The sequence below is a fragment of the Halomonas sp. IOP_14 genome (genome assembly GCF_021021315.1).
Taxonomy (GTDB): domain Bacteria; phylum Pseudomonadota; class Gammaproteobacteria; order Pseudomonadales; family Halomonadaceae; genus Vreelandella; species Vreelandella titanicae.
Genome location: NZ_JAINWD010000014.1, coordinates 1 through 16,984, shown reverse-complemented (window position 1 = coordinate 16,984; position 16,984 = coordinate 1). Strand labels below are relative to the sequence as shown.

17 protein-coding genes and 2 tRNA genes are annotated in these 16,984 nt (G+C 55.8%); 14 read left to right on the top strand and 5 right to left on the bottom strand.

What is annotated here, in order from left to right; all coding sequences use genetic code 11:
* Window positions 1-91: 91 nt before the first annotated feature.
* Window positions 92-331, bottom strand: a complete 240-nt coding sequence (locus K7H09_RS12075) for a hypothetical protein (protein WP_027958654.1) — start codon at window positions 329-331, stop codon at window positions 92-94.
* A 115-nt stretch (window positions 332-446) separates the two neighbouring features.
* On the opposite strand from K7H09_RS12075, the gene K7H09_RS12070 reads away from it, so the two are divergent.
* The 7 genes from K7H09_RS12070 (at window position 447) to nadA (ending at window position 6,768) form a co-directional block, all read left to right on the top strand.
* On the top strand, window positions 447-2,282 hold the full coding sequence (locus tag K7H09_RS12070; protein WP_141440698.1) for a DEAD/DEAH box helicase: 1,836 nt from the start codon (window positions 447-449) through the stop codon (window positions 2,280-2,282).
* 100 nt (window positions 2,283-2,382) lie between these two features.
* Window positions 2,383-3,333, top strand: a complete 951-nt coding sequence (locus K7H09_RS12065) for a segregation and condensation protein A (protein WP_141440699.1) — start codon at window positions 2,383-2,385, stop codon at window positions 3,331-3,333.
* Entirely contained in the window at window positions 3,330-4,181 is an 852-nt protein-coding gene (gene scpB, locus K7H09_RS12060) for an SMC-Scp complex subunit ScpB (RefSeq protein WP_009287432.1), read from the top strand. Before K7H09_RS12065 ends, scpB begins: the two co-directional genes overlap by 4 nt.
* Window positions 4,168-5,043: a 23S rRNA pseudouridine(2605) synthase RluB gene (gene rluB / locus K7H09_RS12055; RefSeq protein WP_009287431.1), complete on the top strand. Its 876-nt coding sequence runs from the start codon at window positions 4,168-4,170 to the stop codon at window positions 5,041-5,043. Before scpB ends, rluB begins: the two co-directional genes overlap by 14 nt.
* 182 nt (window positions 5,044-5,225) lie before the next feature.
* Window positions 5,226-5,301, top strand: a tRNA-Lys gene (locus K7H09_RS12050).
* 115 nt (window positions 5,302-5,416) lie between these two features.
* Window positions 5,417-5,492, top strand: a tRNA-Lys gene (locus K7H09_RS12045).
* Between the two features lie 247 nt (window positions 5,493-5,739).
* Window positions 5,740-6,768, top strand: coding sequence for a quinolinate synthase NadA (nadA, locus tag K7H09_RS12040; protein ID WP_027958657.1), 1,029 nt, complete (start codon window positions 5,740-5,742; stop codon window positions 6,766-6,768).
* A 296-nt stretch (window positions 6,769-7,064) separates the two neighbouring features.
* Here the strand turns inward: nadA and K7H09_RS12035 are convergent, their stop codons facing one another.
* Entirely contained in the window at window positions 7,065-8,528 is a 1,464-nt protein-coding gene (locus tag K7H09_RS12035; RefSeq protein WP_022522113.1) for a M48 family metalloprotease, read from the bottom strand.
* Between the two features lie 176 nt (window positions 8,529-8,704).
* On the opposite strand from K7H09_RS12035, the gene K7H09_RS12030 reads away from it, so the two are divergent.
* Window positions 8,705-8,968 carry a sulfurtransferase TusA family protein gene (locus K7H09_RS12030; RefSeq protein ID WP_022522114.1) on the top strand — a complete coding sequence of 88 codons (264 nt, stop codon included), beginning with the start codon at window positions 8,705-8,707 and terminating at the stop codon, window positions 8,966-8,968.
* Entirely contained in the window at window positions 8,965-10,074 is a 1,110-nt protein-coding gene (locus K7H09_RS12025; RefSeq protein ID WP_009287428.1) for an AI-2E family transporter, read from the top strand. The genes K7H09_RS12030 and K7H09_RS12025 overlap by 4 nt, the downstream gene beginning before the upstream one ends.
* An 87-nt stretch (window positions 10,075-10,161) precedes the next feature.
* Here the strand turns inward: K7H09_RS12025 and K7H09_RS12020 are convergent, their stop codons facing one another.
* The gene (locus K7H09_RS12020) at window positions 10,162-10,638 is read right to left on the bottom strand and encodes a peroxiredoxin (RefSeq protein ID WP_022522116.1); all 477 of its coding nucleotides are present in this window, start codon (window positions 10,636-10,638) and stop codon (window positions 10,162-10,164) included.
* 270 nt (window positions 10,639-10,908) lie between these two features.
* Here K7H09_RS12020 and dapA point away from each other — a divergent pair, with 270 nt between their 5' ends.
* From dapA to purC, 3 genes are all read left to right on the top strand, one after another.
* Entirely contained in the window at window positions 10,909-11,793 is an 885-nt protein-coding gene (gene dapA, locus K7H09_RS12015; RefSeq protein WP_022522117.1) for a 4-hydroxy-tetrahydrodipicolinate synthase, read from the top strand.
* Window positions 11,794-11,870: 77 nt separating this feature from the next.
* Window positions 11,871-12,854, top strand: a complete 984-nt coding sequence (gene bamC / locus K7H09_RS12010; protein ID WP_022522118.1) for an outer membrane protein assembly factor BamC — start codon at window positions 11,871-11,873, stop codon at window positions 12,852-12,854.
* Window positions 12,855-12,886: 32 nt separating this feature from the next.
* Window positions 12,887-13,603: a phosphoribosylaminoimidazolesuccinocarboxamide synthase gene (gene purC, locus K7H09_RS12005; protein WP_230804801.1), complete on the top strand. Its 717-nt coding sequence runs from the start codon at window positions 12,887-12,889 to the stop codon at window positions 13,601-13,603.
* Between the two features lie 15 nt (window positions 13,604-13,618).
* Here purC and tsaA read toward each other — a convergent pair whose 3' ends face one another.
* Window positions 13,619-14,356 carry a tRNA (N6-threonylcarbamoyladenosine(37)-N6)-methyltransferase TrmO gene (gene tsaA, locus K7H09_RS12000; protein ID WP_141440700.1) on the bottom strand — a complete coding sequence of 246 codons (738 nt, stop codon included), beginning with the start codon at window positions 14,354-14,356 and terminating at the stop codon, window positions 13,619-13,621.
* A gap of 140 nt (window positions 14,357-14,496) precedes the next feature.
* Here tsaA and K7H09_RS11995 point away from each other — a divergent pair, with 140 nt between their 5' ends.
* Window positions 14,497-15,021, top strand: coding sequence for a GNAT family N-acetyltransferase (locus K7H09_RS11995; protein ID WP_022522121.1), 525 nt, complete (start codon window positions 14,497-14,499; stop codon window positions 15,019-15,021).
* Between the two features lie 3 nt (window positions 15,022-15,024).
* Here the strand turns inward: K7H09_RS11995 and nadC are convergent, their stop codons facing one another.
* The gene (gene nadC / locus K7H09_RS11990) at window positions 15,025-15,879 is read right to left on the bottom strand and encodes a carboxylating nicotinate-nucleotide diphosphorylase (RefSeq protein ID WP_041159389.1); all 855 of its coding nucleotides are present in this window, start codon (window positions 15,877-15,879) and stop codon (window positions 15,025-15,027) included.
* Window positions 15,880-15,991: 112 nt separating this feature from the next.
* On the opposite strand from nadC, the gene ampD reads away from it, so the two are divergent.
* Window positions 15,992-16,573 (top strand): 1,6-anhydro-N-acetylmuramyl-L-alanine amidase AmpD, encoded by a 582-nt coding sequence (gene ampD / locus K7H09_RS11985; protein ID WP_022522123.1) that lies wholly within the window; start codon window positions 15,992-15,994, stop codon window positions 16,571-16,573.
* Window positions 16,574-16,984 lie beyond the last annotated feature (411 nt).

The window sequence follows — 16,984 nt, the reverse complement described above, 5'->3', positions numbered from 1 at the left end:
AATGCTCCTGATAATGCGTTGGGCATAGCGCCCATGTTAACGGCGGATTTTTTTCCGCCGTTAACAGTTACGCGAGTCGTGACAACAGTTATTAAGAGTGCCGCTCGGGAGCGCTAGCCGGTGTTTTATCAGCTCCTTCGGGCGGCAATCCTAGTTTGGCCTCCAGCGTTTCAAGCTCTAACCGGTAGCGCTCAACGAGGTATTCGAAGCGCCCAAAATCATGTCCGCAATCCATGCAGAACACATGGGCTTTACCACGCCGCGTGGCGGGCAGGCGTTTTAAACGACTGCTGCATTCCGGGCACTCAGGGCTGAAATGGTTGGTAGTCATGGCTCACCTCACTAGTATCTTCTCGCTGATAAACGTTGCGATTTCTGGGATTATTTAAACCATCACTACTACGACGCGACTAAAGTCGTAATAGTTCAATAGCGGGCTAATTAATTTGTCGATACCTAGCTCCTCACTAGCCACCTCACCAACGCCCCAGCTTCGCCCCTATCAGCAGGAAGCGGTCAAGCGCGTGGTGAGCCATTTCCGAGCCTCAAGCGAGCCTGCGCTGGTGGTGCTGCCCACGGGCAGTGGTAAATCCCTGGTGATCGCTGAGCTAGCGCGTTTGGCCCGTGGGCGGGTGCTGGTGCTGGCCCATGTGCGTGAGCTGGTGGAGCAGAACCATGCCAAGTACCAGGCTTATGGGCTTGAGGCGGATATTTTTAGCGCCGGTTTAAAGCGCAAAGAGGCGAGTCGGCAAGTGGTATTTGGCTCGGTGCAGTCGGTGGTGCGTAACCTGGAGAGTTTTAACGACGCTAATTTTACCCTGCTGGTCATCGACGAGAGCCATCGTGTATCACTCAACGAAGACGCTAGCTATCGTCAGGTGATTGAGCACCTGCGCCAGCACAATCCACAGCTTAAAATACTCGGCCTCACCGCGACGCCGTACCGTTTGGGGCAGGGGTTTATCTATTATCGCCACCATCACGGTATGGTGCGGGGCAGCGAAGAGAGTTTTTTTCGTGACTGCGTCTTCGAGCAGCCGCTGCGTCTGATGGTGAAGCAGGGCTATCTGGCTGCGCCCAAGCGCCTGGATATGGCGATTGAGGGCTATGACTTCTCCGCACTCAAACCCTCTTCAAGCGGTCTGTTCCAAGAGGAAGAGCTGAATCGCGTGGTGGCGGGCAGTCGAGCGACGCCAGGCATTATCGGGCAAATCGTCGAACGTGCGGTTGATCGCCAGGGCGTGATGATTTTTGCCGCCACCGTGGCCCACGCTGAAGAAATTATCGGTTATTTACCCCGAGCAGAGGCGGCTTTAATTACCGGTGCAACACCTTCCCAAGAGCGCACTGCGCTGATCGATGCTTTTAAAGCGCGGAAACTAAAATACCTGGTGAACGTCGCGGTGCTGACCACCGGTTTCGATGCTCCCCACGTGGATTTGATCGCTATTTTGCGGCCTACCGAATCGGTGAGCCTCTACCAGCAGATGGTGGGCAGAGGGCTGCGCCTGTCGCCGGGCAAGAGCGACTGCCTGATTCTGGATTATGCCGGCAACCCCTGGGATATCTACGCACCGGAAGTGGGTGAGCCGAAGCCGGATAGTGACAGCGAGCCAGTGCAGGTGGAGTGCCCCGCCTGTGGTCATGCCAATGTGTATTGGGGGAAGCGTGATGGCGAGCTAGTGATAGAGCACTTTGGCCGTCGTTGTCAGGGGCTGGTCGAAGACCCTGATTGGACTTCCAGCGTAGCTAACGGCCAGCGCGGCGCGGCTTCGGGCGCCTATAAAAAGCAATGTGAGTTTCGGTTCCGTTTTAAAGTTTGCGAGGAGTGCGGCGCCGAGAATGATATTGCCGCCCGCCGCTGTCACGGCTGTGACAAACTGTTGGTGGACGCGGATGATAAACTCAAAGATGCCCTAAAGCTTAAAGACGCCAAGGTACTGCGGGTAAGCGGTATGCAGCTGGAAGCGACCACCAACGGCCGTGGCCTGCCGCGCTTAAAAGTCACCTATCATGACGAAGATGGCACCCATCTTGCCGAGTGGTACGCGCTGGAAACCCCCGCTCAGCGGCGCGCCTTCTATGCTGCCTTTCTGCGCTACCATCTGCGCGCACCGGGAGGTAAATGGCAGCCGCTAAGCGCCGAGGAAGTCGTCGCCGAACAGCGCCGCCTACGCCACCCGGATTTTGTCGTAGGCCGCAAAGTGGGGCGCCATTTCCAAATCCGTGACAAGCTGTTTGACTATACTGGCCGCTACCGCAAAGCGGTGGAGGCGGGGTAGTACGCTTGTGCTTACTCTCTAATAGAGCAACGCGAATGCTGACGACTTTGCTAAACTGTTCGCTTGTGCCGATTTCCATTTTCCAAGAGAGCCGACCCGCGTGAGCGAGACGCCAAGCGTTACTGTTGATTTAGCAAGCCCTGATTCCGAACCCACCGAGCCAGTGGCAGCTTCGCTTGGGCGTCTGTTTAATGAGCCGATTACGCAAATGCCGGAGGATTTGTATATTCCCCCGGAAGCACTGCGTGTCTTTTTAGAGGCCTTTGAAGGCCCGCTGGATCTGCTGCTCTATCTGATTCGCCGCCAAAACCTGGATATTCTGACCATCAACGTGGCGACCATCACCCACCAGTACATCGAGTACGTGGAGCTGATGAAGGCCATGGAGATCGAGCTGGCGGGGGAATACCTGTTGATGGCCGCTATGCTGGCTGAGATCAAGTCGCGCACCTTGTTGCCCCGCCCGCCGAAGGCTGAGGGCGATGACGAGGAGGATCCCCGCGCTGAGCTTATCCGCCGTCTGCAAGAGTACGAACGCCTTAAAGAGGCAGCAGAGACGCTGGACACATTACCGCGTATGGGACGTGACTGGTTCAGCGTGCAGGCGGGCTTACCGCCACTGGAATCCCGTGTGATTCACCCCGAGGTGGAATTGGATGAATTGCTCAGCGCGCTCTCCGATATCCTCAAGCGTGCCGAGCTGGTGCAGGCCCACCAGATCAGCCGCGAGGTTCTCTCTACCCGCGAGCGCATGCTCAAGATCATGGAGCAGCTAAGTTACGACGACGCCCATCAGCGCTATACCCCCTTTGAAGCGCTATTTACTTTAGAGGAGGGGCGCGCAGGCGTGGTGGTCACGTTTATGGCGATTCTTGAGCTGGCCAAAGAAGCCATGATTGAAATTGTCCAAAATGCGCCGCTGTCGCCAATTCACGTGCGCGCGCGACGCGCTGCCCTTGCTGACGGCGAGGAGAGCGCTTTTGATGAGGGCGAGATAGAAGATGATGCCTATGGCGAGTCCGCTTTTGAACCTGACGAGGAGACGCCATGAGTAACACCGTCACCGCGTTAGATGACATTGTTTTAGATGATATTGTTGAAGCCGCACTGCTGGCCGCTGGCGAACCCTTGCCCCTTGAGCGGTTGGAGACACTCTTTCTTGAGGGCGAATGCCCCCCGCGCAAAGAGCTTCGTGACGTCCTGGAACGTTTGCAGCAGCGACATTCTGGCGGTGCACTGGAGCTCCTGGAAACGGTCTCAGGCTACCAACTGCGCATTCGTCCGCGGCTTTCCCAGTGGGTGTCGCGGTTATGGGATGAACGCCCCCAGCGCTACTCGCGGGCGCTGCTGGAGACACTGGCATTAATTGCCTATCGGCAGCCGGTTACTCGTGGGGACATTGAGGAAGTGCGCGGTGTCAGCGTGAGTAGTTCCATTATGCGCACCTTGGCTGAGCGCGGCTGGATTCGGGTGGTCGGTCATCGTGATGTGCCTGGCCGACCAGCGGTATACGCCACCACACGCAGCTTTTTAGACGATTTTGGGTTAAAAACCCTCGATGCATTGCCGCCCATGCACACCCTGGCAAGCTGGGATGAAAACGAGATATCTGAAGAACCGGGGATGACGATGGATACTGACATTCAGGAAGAAAATGGCCCCGGTACAGACCATGAAGCACTGGACGAAACGATCAAAACGGTGCAGGATGCGCCACCTCAGAAAGAACAGATAACCTCGGCTGAGATAGCCGACACGCACGCCGAGACGGCGTTAACCCAGCCGCTGAGTTTTGCCGACCTACAGGCTCGGCTCGCGGCACGTGCCAAGCGCCAACAAGATGAGCGCGAAAGCACGGAGACTACCGATGTGAGGTCAGACGACCATGAGTCAGAGTAATAACACCACGCCCCCCACCAGCGAAAAGCTGCAAAAAGTCTTGGCCCGTGCAGGCCTTGGCTCGCGTCGTGAGATGGAAACGGCGATTTCCGCCGGCCGTGTTAAAGTGAATAGCCAGGTGGCTAAGCTGGGCGACCGCGTTGAAGCGCGGGATAAAGTCAGTTTTGATGACCGTCCGGTGGCATTGCGCCCAGAAGAAGAAGTGCCACGCCGGGTGATTATGTATAACAAGCCGGAAGGCGAGCTATGCACCCGTAAGGATCCAGAAGGTCGCCGCACGGTGTTTGACCGCTTGCCGCGCCTGAAAGGCGAACGTTGGATTGCGATCGGTCGCCTGGATATCAACACCAGTGGTTTGCTGCTGTTCACTACCGACGGTGAGCTGGCCAACCGTTTGATGCACCCCTCTACCCAGGTGGAGCGCGAGTACGCGGTTCGCGTGATGGGTGAAGTGAAGCGCGAGCATATCCTGGCCATGGTCGATGGGGTCATGCTTGAAGATGGCCCGGCGCGCTTTACCGATGTTCAGGAGTTTGGTGGCGAAGGCATCAACACCTGGTTCCACGTGGTGATTCTCGAAGGGCGCAACCGTGAAGTGCGTCGTCTTTGGGAATCCCAGGCGCTGACGGTTAGTCGTCTTAAACGCGTGCGCTACGGCAATATCTTCCTCGATAAGCGGGCGAAAGCCGGCGAATGGGTCGAACTTACCCAGGATGAGGTGGATGACTTAGCCACGCTGGCTAACTTGGAAACACGTAAAGTGCCCGCGTTGACACCGGATGAGAAGAATCGCTGGAACCGCGATAAGCACAAGCGTAAGCCGGTACAGGCACTGCGCAAACCGAAAAGCAAGGCTCGCTAAGCGCGGCTTGCAGAGCCCGTTGAACCGCTTGGTGCTCAGTCGTTAGCGGTTAGGCTGATAAGCGTGCCTGTCAGCATTGAGTGACGCCAGCGGGCACGCAAATGGTTCATTATTGTAGAGTGAAAGCGAAAAAACGCTTGCTATCAATAAGGTGTAAGCGTAGGATATGCATCCGTTCAGGCGGGTCGTTAGCTCAGTTGGTAGAGCAGTTGACTTTTAATCAATTGGTCGCAGGTTCGAATCCTGCACGACCCACCATTCAAACGACTGATCAGTTTGAATAAAGTCAGTTTGAATGCAGTGGTGAACGTTTAAAGTATGTGTAGTAACAGTATGTGTAGTAACGCTGGAAAGTGATCAGCACAGCAAGTTTGGGTCGTTAGCTCAGTTGGTAGAGCAGTTGACTTTTAATCAATTGGTCGCAGGTTCGAATCCTGCACGACCCACCAAATTCAACGCCCCTGGCAGTTTAGCTGCCAGGGGCGTTTTGCTATGTGTGACAATCTGTTTGCAGTCAAACGCTATTTCCCGCCAAAATGGTTTAGAATAAATCTGTCTAGAATAGATTTTAAGCGATGGCCATCGCGAGAGACGCAGCGGCTCATCGCTCCAACGAGCGGTGCATGTGCAAGACGCACTGCGCCGTAGCCCAGTGTTTAACAGGGGGATTCCCTGTTCGTCACAGTGGTAGACACAATGACTATTATGACTACTCAAGCGAAGCTTGAGGCCCCGCTACCCACAGCCTACTGCCCGACCCGCATTCCGGCGGAAGATCAGGCACGGGTTGAAGAGATCAAACGACTGTTGAAGGCCCATAACGCCGTTTTGGTCGCACACTACTACACCGATGATGCCATTCAGCAACTGGCGGAAGAGACCGGTGGCTGTGTCGCTGACTCGCTGGAGATGGCACGCTTTGGTGCTCGCCACGAAGCCACCACGCTGGTCGTCGCCGGTGTCCGCTTTATGGGCGAAACCGCCAAGATCCTTTCGCCTGAAAAACGCGTGCTGATGCCCACCTTGGAAGCCACCTGCTCGCTGGATATTGGCTGCCCCGCCGATGAGTTCAGCGCCTTCTGTGATGCCCATCCTGACCGCACCGTAGTGGTGTATGCCAACACCTCTGCAGCCGTTAAGGCGCGGGCAGACTGGGTGGTGACTTCGTCGATTGCAGTCGAGGTGATTGAGCACCTGCAGGCCAAAGGCGAGAAAATTCTCTGGGCGCCCGATAAGCATTTGGGCGGCTATATCCAGAACAAAACCGGCGCCGATATGCTGATGTGGGACGGCGCCTGTATCGTTCATGAAGAGTTTAAGGCCAAGGGCGTTGAAGATCTGAAGCGCATCTATCCAGATGCCGCAGTACTGGTGCATCCCGAATCGCCTGAGCCAGTAGTGAAGCTGGCGGACGTGGCAGGCTCCACCTCGCAGTTGATCAAGGCCGCGAAAGAGCTGCCCAACGATAAGCTGATCGTGGCAACTGATCGTGGCATCTTCTTCAAGATGCAGCAGGCAGTGCCGGATAAAACGCTGTTTGAAGCGCCGACGGCAGGCAACGGCGCCACTTGTCGTAGCTGTGCACACTGCCCCTGGATGGCCATGAACGCGCTGGATAATCTAGCCGGTGCGTTGCGTGAGGGAAGTGGAGAAATTCAGGTGGATGAAGCGCTGCGTCTGCAGGCTTTAAAGCCCCTTGAGCGCATGCTTAACTTCAATGCTTAGCGAGAAAAGATTAACCGAATGTCATTGCGAACAAAGTGAAGCAATCTCGGGGTGACTGCCACCGCTGGTTAAGATTGCCGCGTCGCTGCGCTCCTCGCAATGACATGTGGGGTGTCATTGCGAACGAAGTGAAGCAATCTCGGGGGTACTGCCACCGCTGGCTGAGATTGCCGCGTCGCTGCGCTCCTAGCAATGACATGTGGTGTGTCATTGCGAACGAAGTGAAGCAATCTCGGGGTGACTGCCACCGCAGGTTGAGATTGCCGCGTCGCTGCGCTCCTTGCAATGACACAGGTTTAGTTAAAATCATCCAGCGCTTCGCGATACTCAATGAAGTCCTCGCGGCGCTGCTCGATTCTTGCCAGCGCCTGCTGATCATTTTCCCGCTCAGCAGCATCCCGAGCGATAGAAAGTTGGCGAATGCCGCGATCGACGCGGCCGGTCAGTTGAAGATACTCTGCGCGGGCTAAGTGCCCCCAGCTATCATGCCCACTGCGCCCGGCGGCTTCGGCCAGCAGGTTAAAGACCTGCGGGTTTTCCAGGTTTTGGGAAGTGATGTCGCGCAGCAGGTCATAGGCCGCCTGCGGGTCGCGCTGCAGCTGTGCTTCGGCCAAGATCAGTTGGGCAGGTAGGTAGTTGGGCATAAAACGTAGCAATTGCTGACTGCGCTGAATGGCCTGATCGTAGCGGCCAGCTTCCAGGGCGACGCTAGCCGAAGAGGCGGGCAGCATGGCAAAGTCGGGATGCTCGTTGGCAAGCCTATCCAGTTGCTCCAGGGCGCTATCGGTTTGGCCGTTGCGAGCATCGATCAGTGCCGCTAAGTAGTCCTGAGCGGCTTGTTCGGCGCCTTCCTGAGCAAGGCGCGAAGCAGCTTGCTGCGGCGTATTAGTGTAAATGCTTAGCAGCGCCCGGGCGCGCATCATGTCGTAGAGGGTGTCGCTGGTATATGCATCGGCAACATTGAGCTGGGCAGCGCGGGCTTGTGCGGCGCTTAAACGATTGTCGGTGACCGGGTGGGTCAGCAGGAACTCGGGGGGTGTATCGCCCTGAAGGCGCGCCATACGCTGCATGGCCGAGAACATGCGCACCATTGCCTCGGGGTCATAGCCCGCATCGGCCATGGCCTGAAGACCGATATTGTCGGCTTCCTGCTCAAACAGCCGTGAGTAGCTGAGCTGATCCTGGATCAGCGCCGCCTGTGAGCCCATGGCGGCCGCCATTCCAGCGTCGCCGCCGCCACTGGCGGCAATCAGCATACCCGCCAGCATGGCTGCCATGGCGGGCAGTTGGGTCTGAGCCGCGCGGGCACTGCCTCGGGCATAGTGGCGTTGAGAGAGGTGGCCCAGTTCGTGAGCTAGCACCGAGACAAAAGCGCCTTCATCTTCGGCAAACGCGAAAAGTCCTGAATTGATCCCTACTACGCCGCCAGGGACGGCAAAGGCGTTCAATGAAGCGTTATCGACCATGACGGTGATCGTGCGCAGACCGTTAATATCACTATGCGGGGCCAGCCGGGCAATCAGGCTTTGCAAATAATCATTGGTTATGGGGTCTTGCCACTGGGGGGCTTGGGCACGAAACTGGCGCAACCAGGCGCGGCCCAAGCGGTACTCTTCGTTGCTGACAGAGGTAGACGCCGCCCCTAAGCTCGGCAAGCCGTAATCGCTGGAGGCAATGCTTGGTGGGCTAAACAGTAGGCTGCCACAGGCACAAGCAAACGCACATATCCAGCCTGGGTAAGCGATACGAAGGGTTGGCATGGCATCCTCATAAATAATGAATAAGTACAGTGGTCAGGGTATGGCATTGGTGAAGAGTGTGACATTGATAAACACAGGGAAGTGCCGTTAAATCGACTGCCTAGTGAAATCAATCGCTAAAAAGATAGTTTATGTAACAATGCCGTGAGTATGCAGGTCATTTTGAGGGAGTGTATATGTCTGAGCAATCCGAGGGCTTTCAACCCGACACGGTGCTTGACGCTTGCGGGCTGCATTGCCCGCTGCCTTTGCTGAAGGCTAAGCAGGCCTTGGCAGGTTTGGCGGCTGGTCAGTTACTGGAAGTGCGTTCCACCGATGCGGGTTCGTGGCGTGATATGGCGTCGTTTACCGACCAAAGTGCACATACGCTGGAAGGTCGTGAGCAGCGCGACGAGGTGTATGTTTATTGGATTAGAAAAGCTGGGGATGCGCACTCATGACCCTGCGCACGATTTTAAAAAGCTGGGTTGAACGCTATTTCTCGGATGAGGAGGCGCTGATCCTGCTGATAGTACTGGTGGCGGGCTTTGCCGCGATTATCTGGTTTGGACGCATGCTGGCGCCGTTTTTTACTGCACTGGTGATTGCGTTTCTTTTGCAAGGTGTAGTGAGTGCGTTTACCCGGCGAGGGGTACCGCACCTACTAGCGGTCATTCTGGTCTTTTTGGCCTTTATCAGCGTGCTGCTCACCCTGGCGTTTATTCTGATGCCGTTGATCTGGAATCAGCTAGTGGGGCTGGTGCAAGAGACACCGCGGATGTTCGCCAGTGGCCAGGGCTGGTTGGATGAACTGCAGGCGCGCTATCCGAATATTATTACGCCGGATCAGATGCAAAGCTGGATAGGCGTGGCGAGCCGCGAGATTAGCCAGCTAGGCCAGCGCGCCTTAACGCTTTCGCTGGCTTCGCTCGGCAATATTATGTCGCTGATTATCTACCTAGTACTGGTGCCGATCCTGGTGTTCTTTATGCTCAAGGATCGCGACGTGTTGGTCGGTTTTATTCTTTCGCTGCTGCCCCAAAAGCGTACGCTGCTATCGCGTATTTGGCGCGAAATGGACGATCAGATTGCCAACTATATCCGCGGCAAATTTATTGAAATCATCATCGTTGGCACCGTGGCGTTCTTTACCTTTGCGTTCTTTGGCTTACCGTATACAGCGCTGCTAGCGGTGTTGGTCGGCCTTTCGGTGTTAGTGCCTTATATCGGTGCTGCGGTGGCTACACTACCGGTCGCCGCGGTAGCGGGGTTCTATTTTGGTCTTAGTGAAGATTTTGTCTATGTGCTGGTGGCTTATGGCGTGATTCAAGCCCTGGATGGCAACGTATTGGCACCGGTATTGTTCTCTGAGACCAATAATATTCATCCGGTTTCGATTATTGTGGCGGTACTGTTCTTCGGTGGGATTTGGGGCTTCTGGGGGATCTTCTTTGCGATTCCCTTGGCAACACTGCTCAAGGCATTGATTTACGCCTGGCCACGTAGCATGCATGAGCGGGAGGAGCGTCGGAGTATACCAGCCACAGCTAGCCAGGAAGCCGAATAGCGCTCACCCACTGCCCGCGCAAGAGATCACTATGGGCAGTGGGCTGAACTGAAATAGAGCCCTGGTTGAGATAGAGCTCTGGTTGAGTTAGTTGGAAGCGTTCAGCTTTTCAGCCGCAGCAAGTACTTCTTCCGCGTGGCCAGGTACTTTAACGCCGCGCCATTCGTTGGCTAGCTTGCCCTCCTTATCAATCAGGAAGGTGCTGCGTTCGATGCCCAGGTGCTCCTTGCCGTACATTTTCTTGAGCTTGATAACATCAAATAGCGTGCAGATGTTTTCGTCCTTATCTGAAATAAGGTCGAAATTAAAATCCTGTTTGGCCTTAAAATTCTCCTGGGCGCGCAAGCCATCTCGAGAAACACCAAGAATGACCGTATTAGCGGCATCGAAGGCGGGTTTGCGGTCACGGAAGTCACCGCCCTCGGTGGTGCAGCCAGGTGTACTGGCTTTGGGATAAAAGTATATGACCACTTGTTTGCCACGCATTTCCGACAGTGTCACGGTGGTATCACCCGTGGCAGTGGCGGAGAAGTCAGCAACGGGTTGACCAATTTCAACAGGCATAAGGCATCCTTTTAAGGGTGGGTGTTAATATTGCTTGTTACGCGTGATTACACGTAAGCCAGCGGCCGTTGTCAAAGCTCAAAACAGGGTGACGACAAACTCACACCGCTTTACGCTGTACAGGCTCGAATCGCCTGAGTACCATTTGGCCTCTGTGCGGTGTCGGCGCTTGATGCAAAATAGCGTGATCGCGCTCGGTTTTGAAAAAAACTCTCGTATTCAAAAACACAGATAGTTGATATCACAATTTGGCTGGTGAGGAATAAACGGATGATCACAGGCAGCATCGTCGCCCTGGCGACGCCTATGAAGGTCAATGGCGACATCGACTGGGAGGCGCTTCGTCGTCTGGTGAACTTCCATCTCGAAAATGGCACCGATGCCATTGTCGCCGCTGGCACCACGGGCGAACCGACTACCATGTCGTTTGCGGAGCACTTTGACGTGATTCGTAGCGTGGTGGAAGAGGTCAATGGCCGTATACCGGTCATAGCCGGTACCGGCTCGAACAACACCACCGAAGCAGTGGAGTTGACCCGCTACGCGAAAGAGGTGGGTGCAGATTACTGTCTGACGGTGGCTCCCTACTACAACAAGCCTACTCAGGAAGGCCTGTTTCAGCACTTCAAGGCCACAGCCGAGGCCAGCGACCTGCCGGTTATTCTTTACAATGTGCCTGGTCGCACCTGCTCGGATATCTACAACGAGACCGTGTTACGCCTGGCCGAAGTCGATAATATTATCGGTTTAAAAGACGCCACGGGGAACCTGGAGCGTGCGGAAGATCTAATCACTCGCCTGAAGGGCAGTGGTTTTATGCTCTACTCCGGTGATGATGCGACCGCCTGCGACTTTATGTTGATGGGTGGCCATGGGGATATCTCCGTCACCGCCAACGTTGCCCCCCGGGCGATGCATGAGCTTTGCTCGGCAGCGGTGGCCGGCGACTCCGATAAGGCGCATCAGATTAATACGCTTTTGATGCCGCTGCATACCAACCTGGGTATAGAGTCGAACCCTATTCCAGTGAAGTGGGCGCTGAACCGTATGGGGTACGCGGATGCGGGTATTCGCTTACCGCTAACCTGGCTGTCGGAAAAGTACCACGCCACGGTGAGCGAAGCGCTGCAGTTGGCGGGTGTCGTAGAGGAGTAGTCCGACGCAATACCCTTTGCTACCCAGCTCGCTTACCGTTGAGCTGGGTACCCGAATTGTTGACTTAAGGTGGCTTGATGAGCTCTGTGCTTGAAATACGTGCGCTTAAATGGGTTCCGCTGGCACTCGCAGCGGCTGTCGCGCTTTCTGGTTGTGCGCGGGATGGTTTTTACCACGACCGTAATTTGGACTACACCGAGGCCGCTCCGGCGCCGCCTTTGGTGCTGCCAGAGACCCGCAACACCCAGCGCTATCGCGATGCGCTGCCGGTTCCTCAAGCCGCCACCCAAGGTGCACGGCTTGACGAAGCAGCAGAGATTCGCCCGCCACAGTCATTGGCGATTGGCAGTGGGATGGAACCTGAGTATGTCGAGCGTCGCGAAGTGGGCGATCAAACCTGGCTAGTAGTGGCCGCCGACACCGGTACGGTCTGGCCGCAGTTGGAAGAGTTTGTACGTAGTCGTCAGTTGGAGGTGCAGCAGAGCAGTGCTTCTCAGGGCGTTATCGTCACGCCCCAGGCGGAAATTCGCCTGCAAAGTGCACTACGCGCAGGCAGTAGCGAAGTTCGCTGCGAACGCGGCGGGCAAACCATGGCGAGCTGCCTCGATGCGTTAGAGAGCCATTTAAGCGCGCGCAGTGCATCTGCCAGTGTCTCTTCTTCCTGGACCGCTCAGCGCCTCACCGGTGAGCAAACGCTGCAAATCCGCCAGCAGGACGACGAGTGGGAAGTGGTGATCCCGCAGCCGGTCGATCGGGTATGGGCAGAGTTGAACCACTATCTTGAGCTGGATTTTGCTCAGGAAGGTCAGCGTGATTTGCTGGCCGTCGACCCTGCCAGTCATGAGTTTATGGTTGAGTACATGACTGAAACCGAGCGCAACCGCAACCCGTTGCAAATCGTCTTCAGCCCGGATGTGCGCAAAATGTCCCAGCAGATTCGTCTTGCCCTGCAGCCTAACGGCGACCAGACGATTCTGCGTGCCATCAATGCCAGCGAGCGGGCATTCAGCGCCGATGATCAGCGCGAGCTGCTTGAGCGTGTCTCCGGCTATTTACGTTAATTTGTTGATCCTTGACCCCTTACGGAGCCCCCATGGAAAAGCGCCAAGAACTCTACGCCGGTAAGGCGAAATCTGTGTACACCACCGACGATCCGGATTTGTTGGTGCTCAATTTTCGTGATGACACCAGCGCCTTCGATGGCAAAAAAGTCGAGTCGCTGGCCCGCAAGGGAGTGGTCAATAACATCTTTAACGCTTTCATTATGGAGCGGCTGCAGGAAGCGGGCATCCCCACCCACTTTGAAAAACAGCTCTCCAACACCGAGAGTCTGGTCAAAAAGATGCAGATGATCCCGGTGGAGTGTGTGGTGCGCAATATCGCCGCGGGTGGGTTGGTAAAACGTCTCGGCGTTGAAGAGGGAATTGCACTGACGCCACCCACCTTCGAGTTGTTTCTGAAGAACGACGAGAAGGGCGACCCGATGATCAATGAGTCGCTGGCGGAGACTTTCGGTTGGGCAACGCCTGAGCAGTTAGCCAAGATGAAGGTGCTGACCTTCAAGGTTAACCATATCCTCAAAGCGCTGTTTGCTGAGGGCGATATGCTACTGGTGGATTACAAACTTGAGTTTGGTGTATTCAAAGGCGAGGTGGTGCTGGGGGATGAGTTCTCTCCGGATGGTTGCCGTCTTTGGGACGCCAACACCCGTGAGAAGCTCGATAAAGACCGCTTCCGTCAGGGGTTGGGCGGTGTGATTGAAGCGTATGAGGAAGTTGGCCGCCGTTTGGGCATTACCTTTCCTGCTTAAGCCGGCACGTCAGATTTATTGCCCGGCGTAAGGTTCGATAGCCATCACCTCTAAGGTGGTGGCTTCGCCATTTTGGCGAGGGCAAAACTTAACGTCCACGTCGCGCAGGCGTACGCCGTAAAGACGCTCAGAATCCCTGTCCTTTTGCTTATAGGCGGGCCTGGGGTCTTGGCTGAGTACCTGCTCAATTAATGCCAGCAGTGTGGCGCTGTCGTGGCGCTGAGCAAGCGTATCCAGTGCCGCTGGATGAAAGGTGACGTCCATGAGTGGCGGTGTTTCAGGGGCGAAACCGGCCTGTGCGTTAGGCTCGGATTCGGCCCAGGGCAGGTAGGGTTTGATATCAATCACTGGGGTGCCGCTGACTAAATCGCAGCCCTGGAGCTGCAGCGTAACGCCGTGCTGGGTGTCGATACCGACTAATCTCACCAGTGAGAGCCCCAGGCGGTTAGGGCGGTGGGTGCTGCGACTGGCAAAAACCCCCACCTTTTTATTGCCCCCCAGGCGCGGCGGCCTTACCAGCGGCGACCAGCGCTCGGGGCTTTGATGAAAAATAAAGCTCAGCCACAGGTGGCTGAAGTCTTCCAAACCGCGCACCGCGAGTGGATCGTTGTAGGGCGCAGTGAGTACAAGCCGGGCATCGGCCGCAGGGGCGAGCCCCGGCTGGCGGGGAATACCGAATTTATCGGGGTAGTCGCTAACCACATGACCAATGGGCGTCAGCGTAAAGTGCTCGCTGTTAGGGGCATCGTCCATCACACTGCCTTCTGCTGGGGTTGATTCGCGTAGAATTGATCCAAGTAGTATAAAGCAGGCCAATGGCTTAAGCGTGACCAAATGGGGCGTGATCGAATGTGTCTTGATCAAATGATAGCTGAACAGCTCAGAGGTGACGCATGACCAATACCGAGGAGCAGCAAGCGCCAACCAGTACGCGAATAACCTATCGCGCGGCGCTAGCACGGGATGCCGCCGACCAAGCGGAAGTGTTTTATCACGCTGTTATGCAGGGAGCGGCCACGCATTACACGCTGGATGAGCGGCGTGCGTGGGCCAATGCGTTGCCCCGCGAAGGCAGTGCATGGGGAGTGCGCCAAGCGCTCTACACAACCTTAGTGGCTACCTGTGATGGTCGCTGCGTGGGGTTCCTGGAGTTGGATTTAGTCGCTGGGCGGGTTGAAACACTCTACGTATGGCCCTCATTAGCCGGTCGCGGTATCGGTACCACGCTGCTGGTACATGCCGAACGGCTGCTGCTTGAGCAGGGAAAGGGGCAAATCGAGATAGAGGCGAGTTCAATGCTCTATGAGCGCCTGCTGCGCCGTGGTTGGAAAAACCACGGCGAGGAGTGGGTCGAGCGAAGCGGGGAGCGACTGCTGCGTTATAAACTTTCCAAATCGCTTAATGCTGTCGAAACCTAATCATCAAACGCTATAGCTGCGGGTAATGCGCATGGAAAGATCGATCGAGGCGATGTCCTTGGTCAGTGCGCCGCTCGATATACAGTCAACACCGGTATCGGCAATTGCCCGCAGGGTGGCAGCATCCACATTGCCTGAAGCTTCCAGGGTGGCTCGGCCGCCGTTAATTTCCACGGCAACGTGCAGGTCTTCGATGGCGAAATTGTCGAGCATGACAATATCAGCACCCGCGGCCAATGCCTGATCCAGCTCTTCAAAGGTTTCTACCTCGACTTCCACGGGCAGGTCGTTGGCTAACTTGCGCGCTTGCGCAACCGCCGCTTGAATGCCTCCACAGGCGGCAATATGGTTCTCTTTGATCAAAAACGCGTCCCATAGGCCAATGCGGTGGTTGTGGCCGCCGCCGCAGGTGACCGCATATTTCTGCGCCAAGCGCATGCCGGGCAGCGTTTTACGCGTATCAAGCAGGCGAACGCCGGTGTCTTCAATCAGGTCGACATATGCGCGGGTGGCGGTGGCGGTGGCAGACAGCGTTTGCAATACGTTAAGCGCCGCCCGCTCGCCGGTAAGCAGGACACGGGCGGGGCCCTCCAGGGTTAAGAAACACTGTTCAGCCTCTAGCTTATCGCCGTCAGCGGCGTGCCAGGTCAGGCTTACCCGACTATCCAGGCGGCGAAACAGCTCATCTACCCAGGGTGCGCCACACAGCACTGCGGTTTCACGGGTAATTACGTCGGCGCAGGCCCACTGGTGTTCAGGGATCAATTGCGCGGTAATATCACCTGGGCCAACGTCTTCTGACAGCAAGCGGGCGGCGCTGGCGCGGATTTCTTCAGCAAGAGCGGATTGATAATGCATGGCCGTGAATTCCCTGAACGTCGTCTTCGATGACGTGCATTGTAGTGAAAAACAGCGGTGAAGGTGAAAGAGAACAGAGAAAGAAAGCGCTAACGTAAAGGAGCCCTTGCCAGTGGAAAATAAACAACCCCTTGACGGGTGGTGGGAAAGCGCGCGTAAAGTCGTTTCACCGAACTGTGACCCTCGGCCCACCGGTGAGGTGTCGTTGCTAGTGATTCATGCGATCAGTCTTCCGCCTGGTCAGTTTAGTGGTAATGCTATTGAAGCGCTATTTACCAATCAATTGGCGGTAGACGAACATCCATTTTTCGCCGAAATTGCCCACTTAAGAGTCTCCGCACACCTGCTTATCCGTCGCGATGGTGAGTGCGTGCAGTTTGTTGATACAGATCAGCGTGCTTGGCATGCTGGGCGCTCCAACTGGTGGGATGCTCGCCAGCTAAGCTGGCGAAAGGCGCTCAACGATTTCTCGGTGGGGATTGAACTTGAAGGGGATGACGTTACCCCCTATCGCAAAGCACAGTATGACACTCTGGTGGAAGCAGTGGTGTGGCTAATGGCGCGCAACCCTCAGCTAGATAGCAGTCGTATTACCAGCCATGCCCATGTGGCGCCGCTGCGCAAAACGGATCCTGGTCCGGCGTTTGATTGGGCGTATTTCCAGCAACTGCTGACATCGCGTGTTGAGCGTTAGCGGTTCGATTACGTTTTCCCCCGTGTGCTAAGTATTTCACTAATAACGCAATAAAACGGTAGTTTAATTACATCGGATGACTATTTGGTCGCAATGGCAAATGCTCTATGAATTGCTTATGTTGCAGTGCAATAGTTTGTTTTCGATAGGCTTTTCCGCTGCGACGGAATTGGCAGCGTGGCGACTTTGAGGTATCTTCGCCTATACAAAAGGCTAACTTCTAAGAGAATTGTGTAGCTTTACTACATCAATAGTTACGTAGCTTGTTGAATGTAGAGCTAAAACCCCTATCCGGCGTTTAATCACCGGCTGAATGTTGGCGCGTGGTGTAGTGCCACGCCGCCGCCCCAGGCCCTTCAGGGTAGCGGGGATTTTTGTCATTTATCGTCATTCGGAGAGACCTCTATGAGT

Coding starts and splice junctions, on each gene's coding strand:
- K7H09_RS12075 (WP_027958654.1), bottom strand. CDS start 331: ATGACTACCAACCATTTCAGCCCTGAGTGCCCGGAATGCAGCAGTCGT.
- scpB (WP_009287432.1), top strand. CDS start 3,330: ATGAGTAACACCGTCACCGCGTTAGATGACATTGTTTTAGATGATATT.
- rluB (WP_009287431.1), top strand. CDS start 4,168: ATGAGTCAGAGTAATAACACCACGCCCCCCACCAGCGAAAAGCTGCAA.
- nadA (WP_027958657.1), top strand. CDS start 5,740: ATGACTATTATGACTACTCAAGCGAAGCTTGAGGCCCCGCTACCCACA.
- K7H09_RS12035 (WP_022522113.1), bottom strand. CDS start 8,528: ATGCCAACCCTTCGTATCGCTTACCCAGGCTGGATATGTGCGTTTGCT.
- K7H09_RS12030 (WP_022522114.1), top strand. CDS start 8,705: ATGTCTGAGCAATCCGAGGGCTTTCAACCCGACACGGTGCTTGACGCT.
- K7H09_RS12025 (WP_009287428.1), top strand. CDS start 8,965: ATGACCCTGCGCACGATTTTAAAAAGCTGGGTTGAACGCTATTTCTCG.
- K7H09_RS12020 (WP_022522116.1), bottom strand. CDS start 10,638: ATGCCTGTTGAAATTGGTCAACCCGTTGCTGACTTCTCCGCCACTGCC.
- dapA (WP_022522117.1), top strand. CDS start 10,909: ATGATCACAGGCAGCATCGTCGCCCTGGCGACGCCTATGAAGGTCAAT.
- bamC (WP_022522118.1), top strand. CDS start 11,871: ATGAGCTCTGTGCTTGAAATACGTGCGCTTAAATGGGTTCCGCTGGCA.
- purC (WP_230804801.1), top strand. CDS start 12,887: ATGGAAAAGCGCCAAGAACTCTACGCCGGTAAGGCGAAATCTGTGTAC.
- tsaA (WP_141440700.1), bottom strand. CDS start 14,356: ATGGACGATGCCCCTAACAGCGAGCACTTTACGCTGACGCCCATTGGT.
- K7H09_RS11995 (WP_022522121.1), top strand. CDS start 14,497: ATGACCAATACCGAGGAGCAGCAAGCGCCAACCAGTACGCGAATAACC.
- nadC (WP_041159389.1), bottom strand. CDS start 15,879: ATGCATTATCAATCCGCTCTTGCTGAAGAAATCCGCGCCAGCGCCGCC.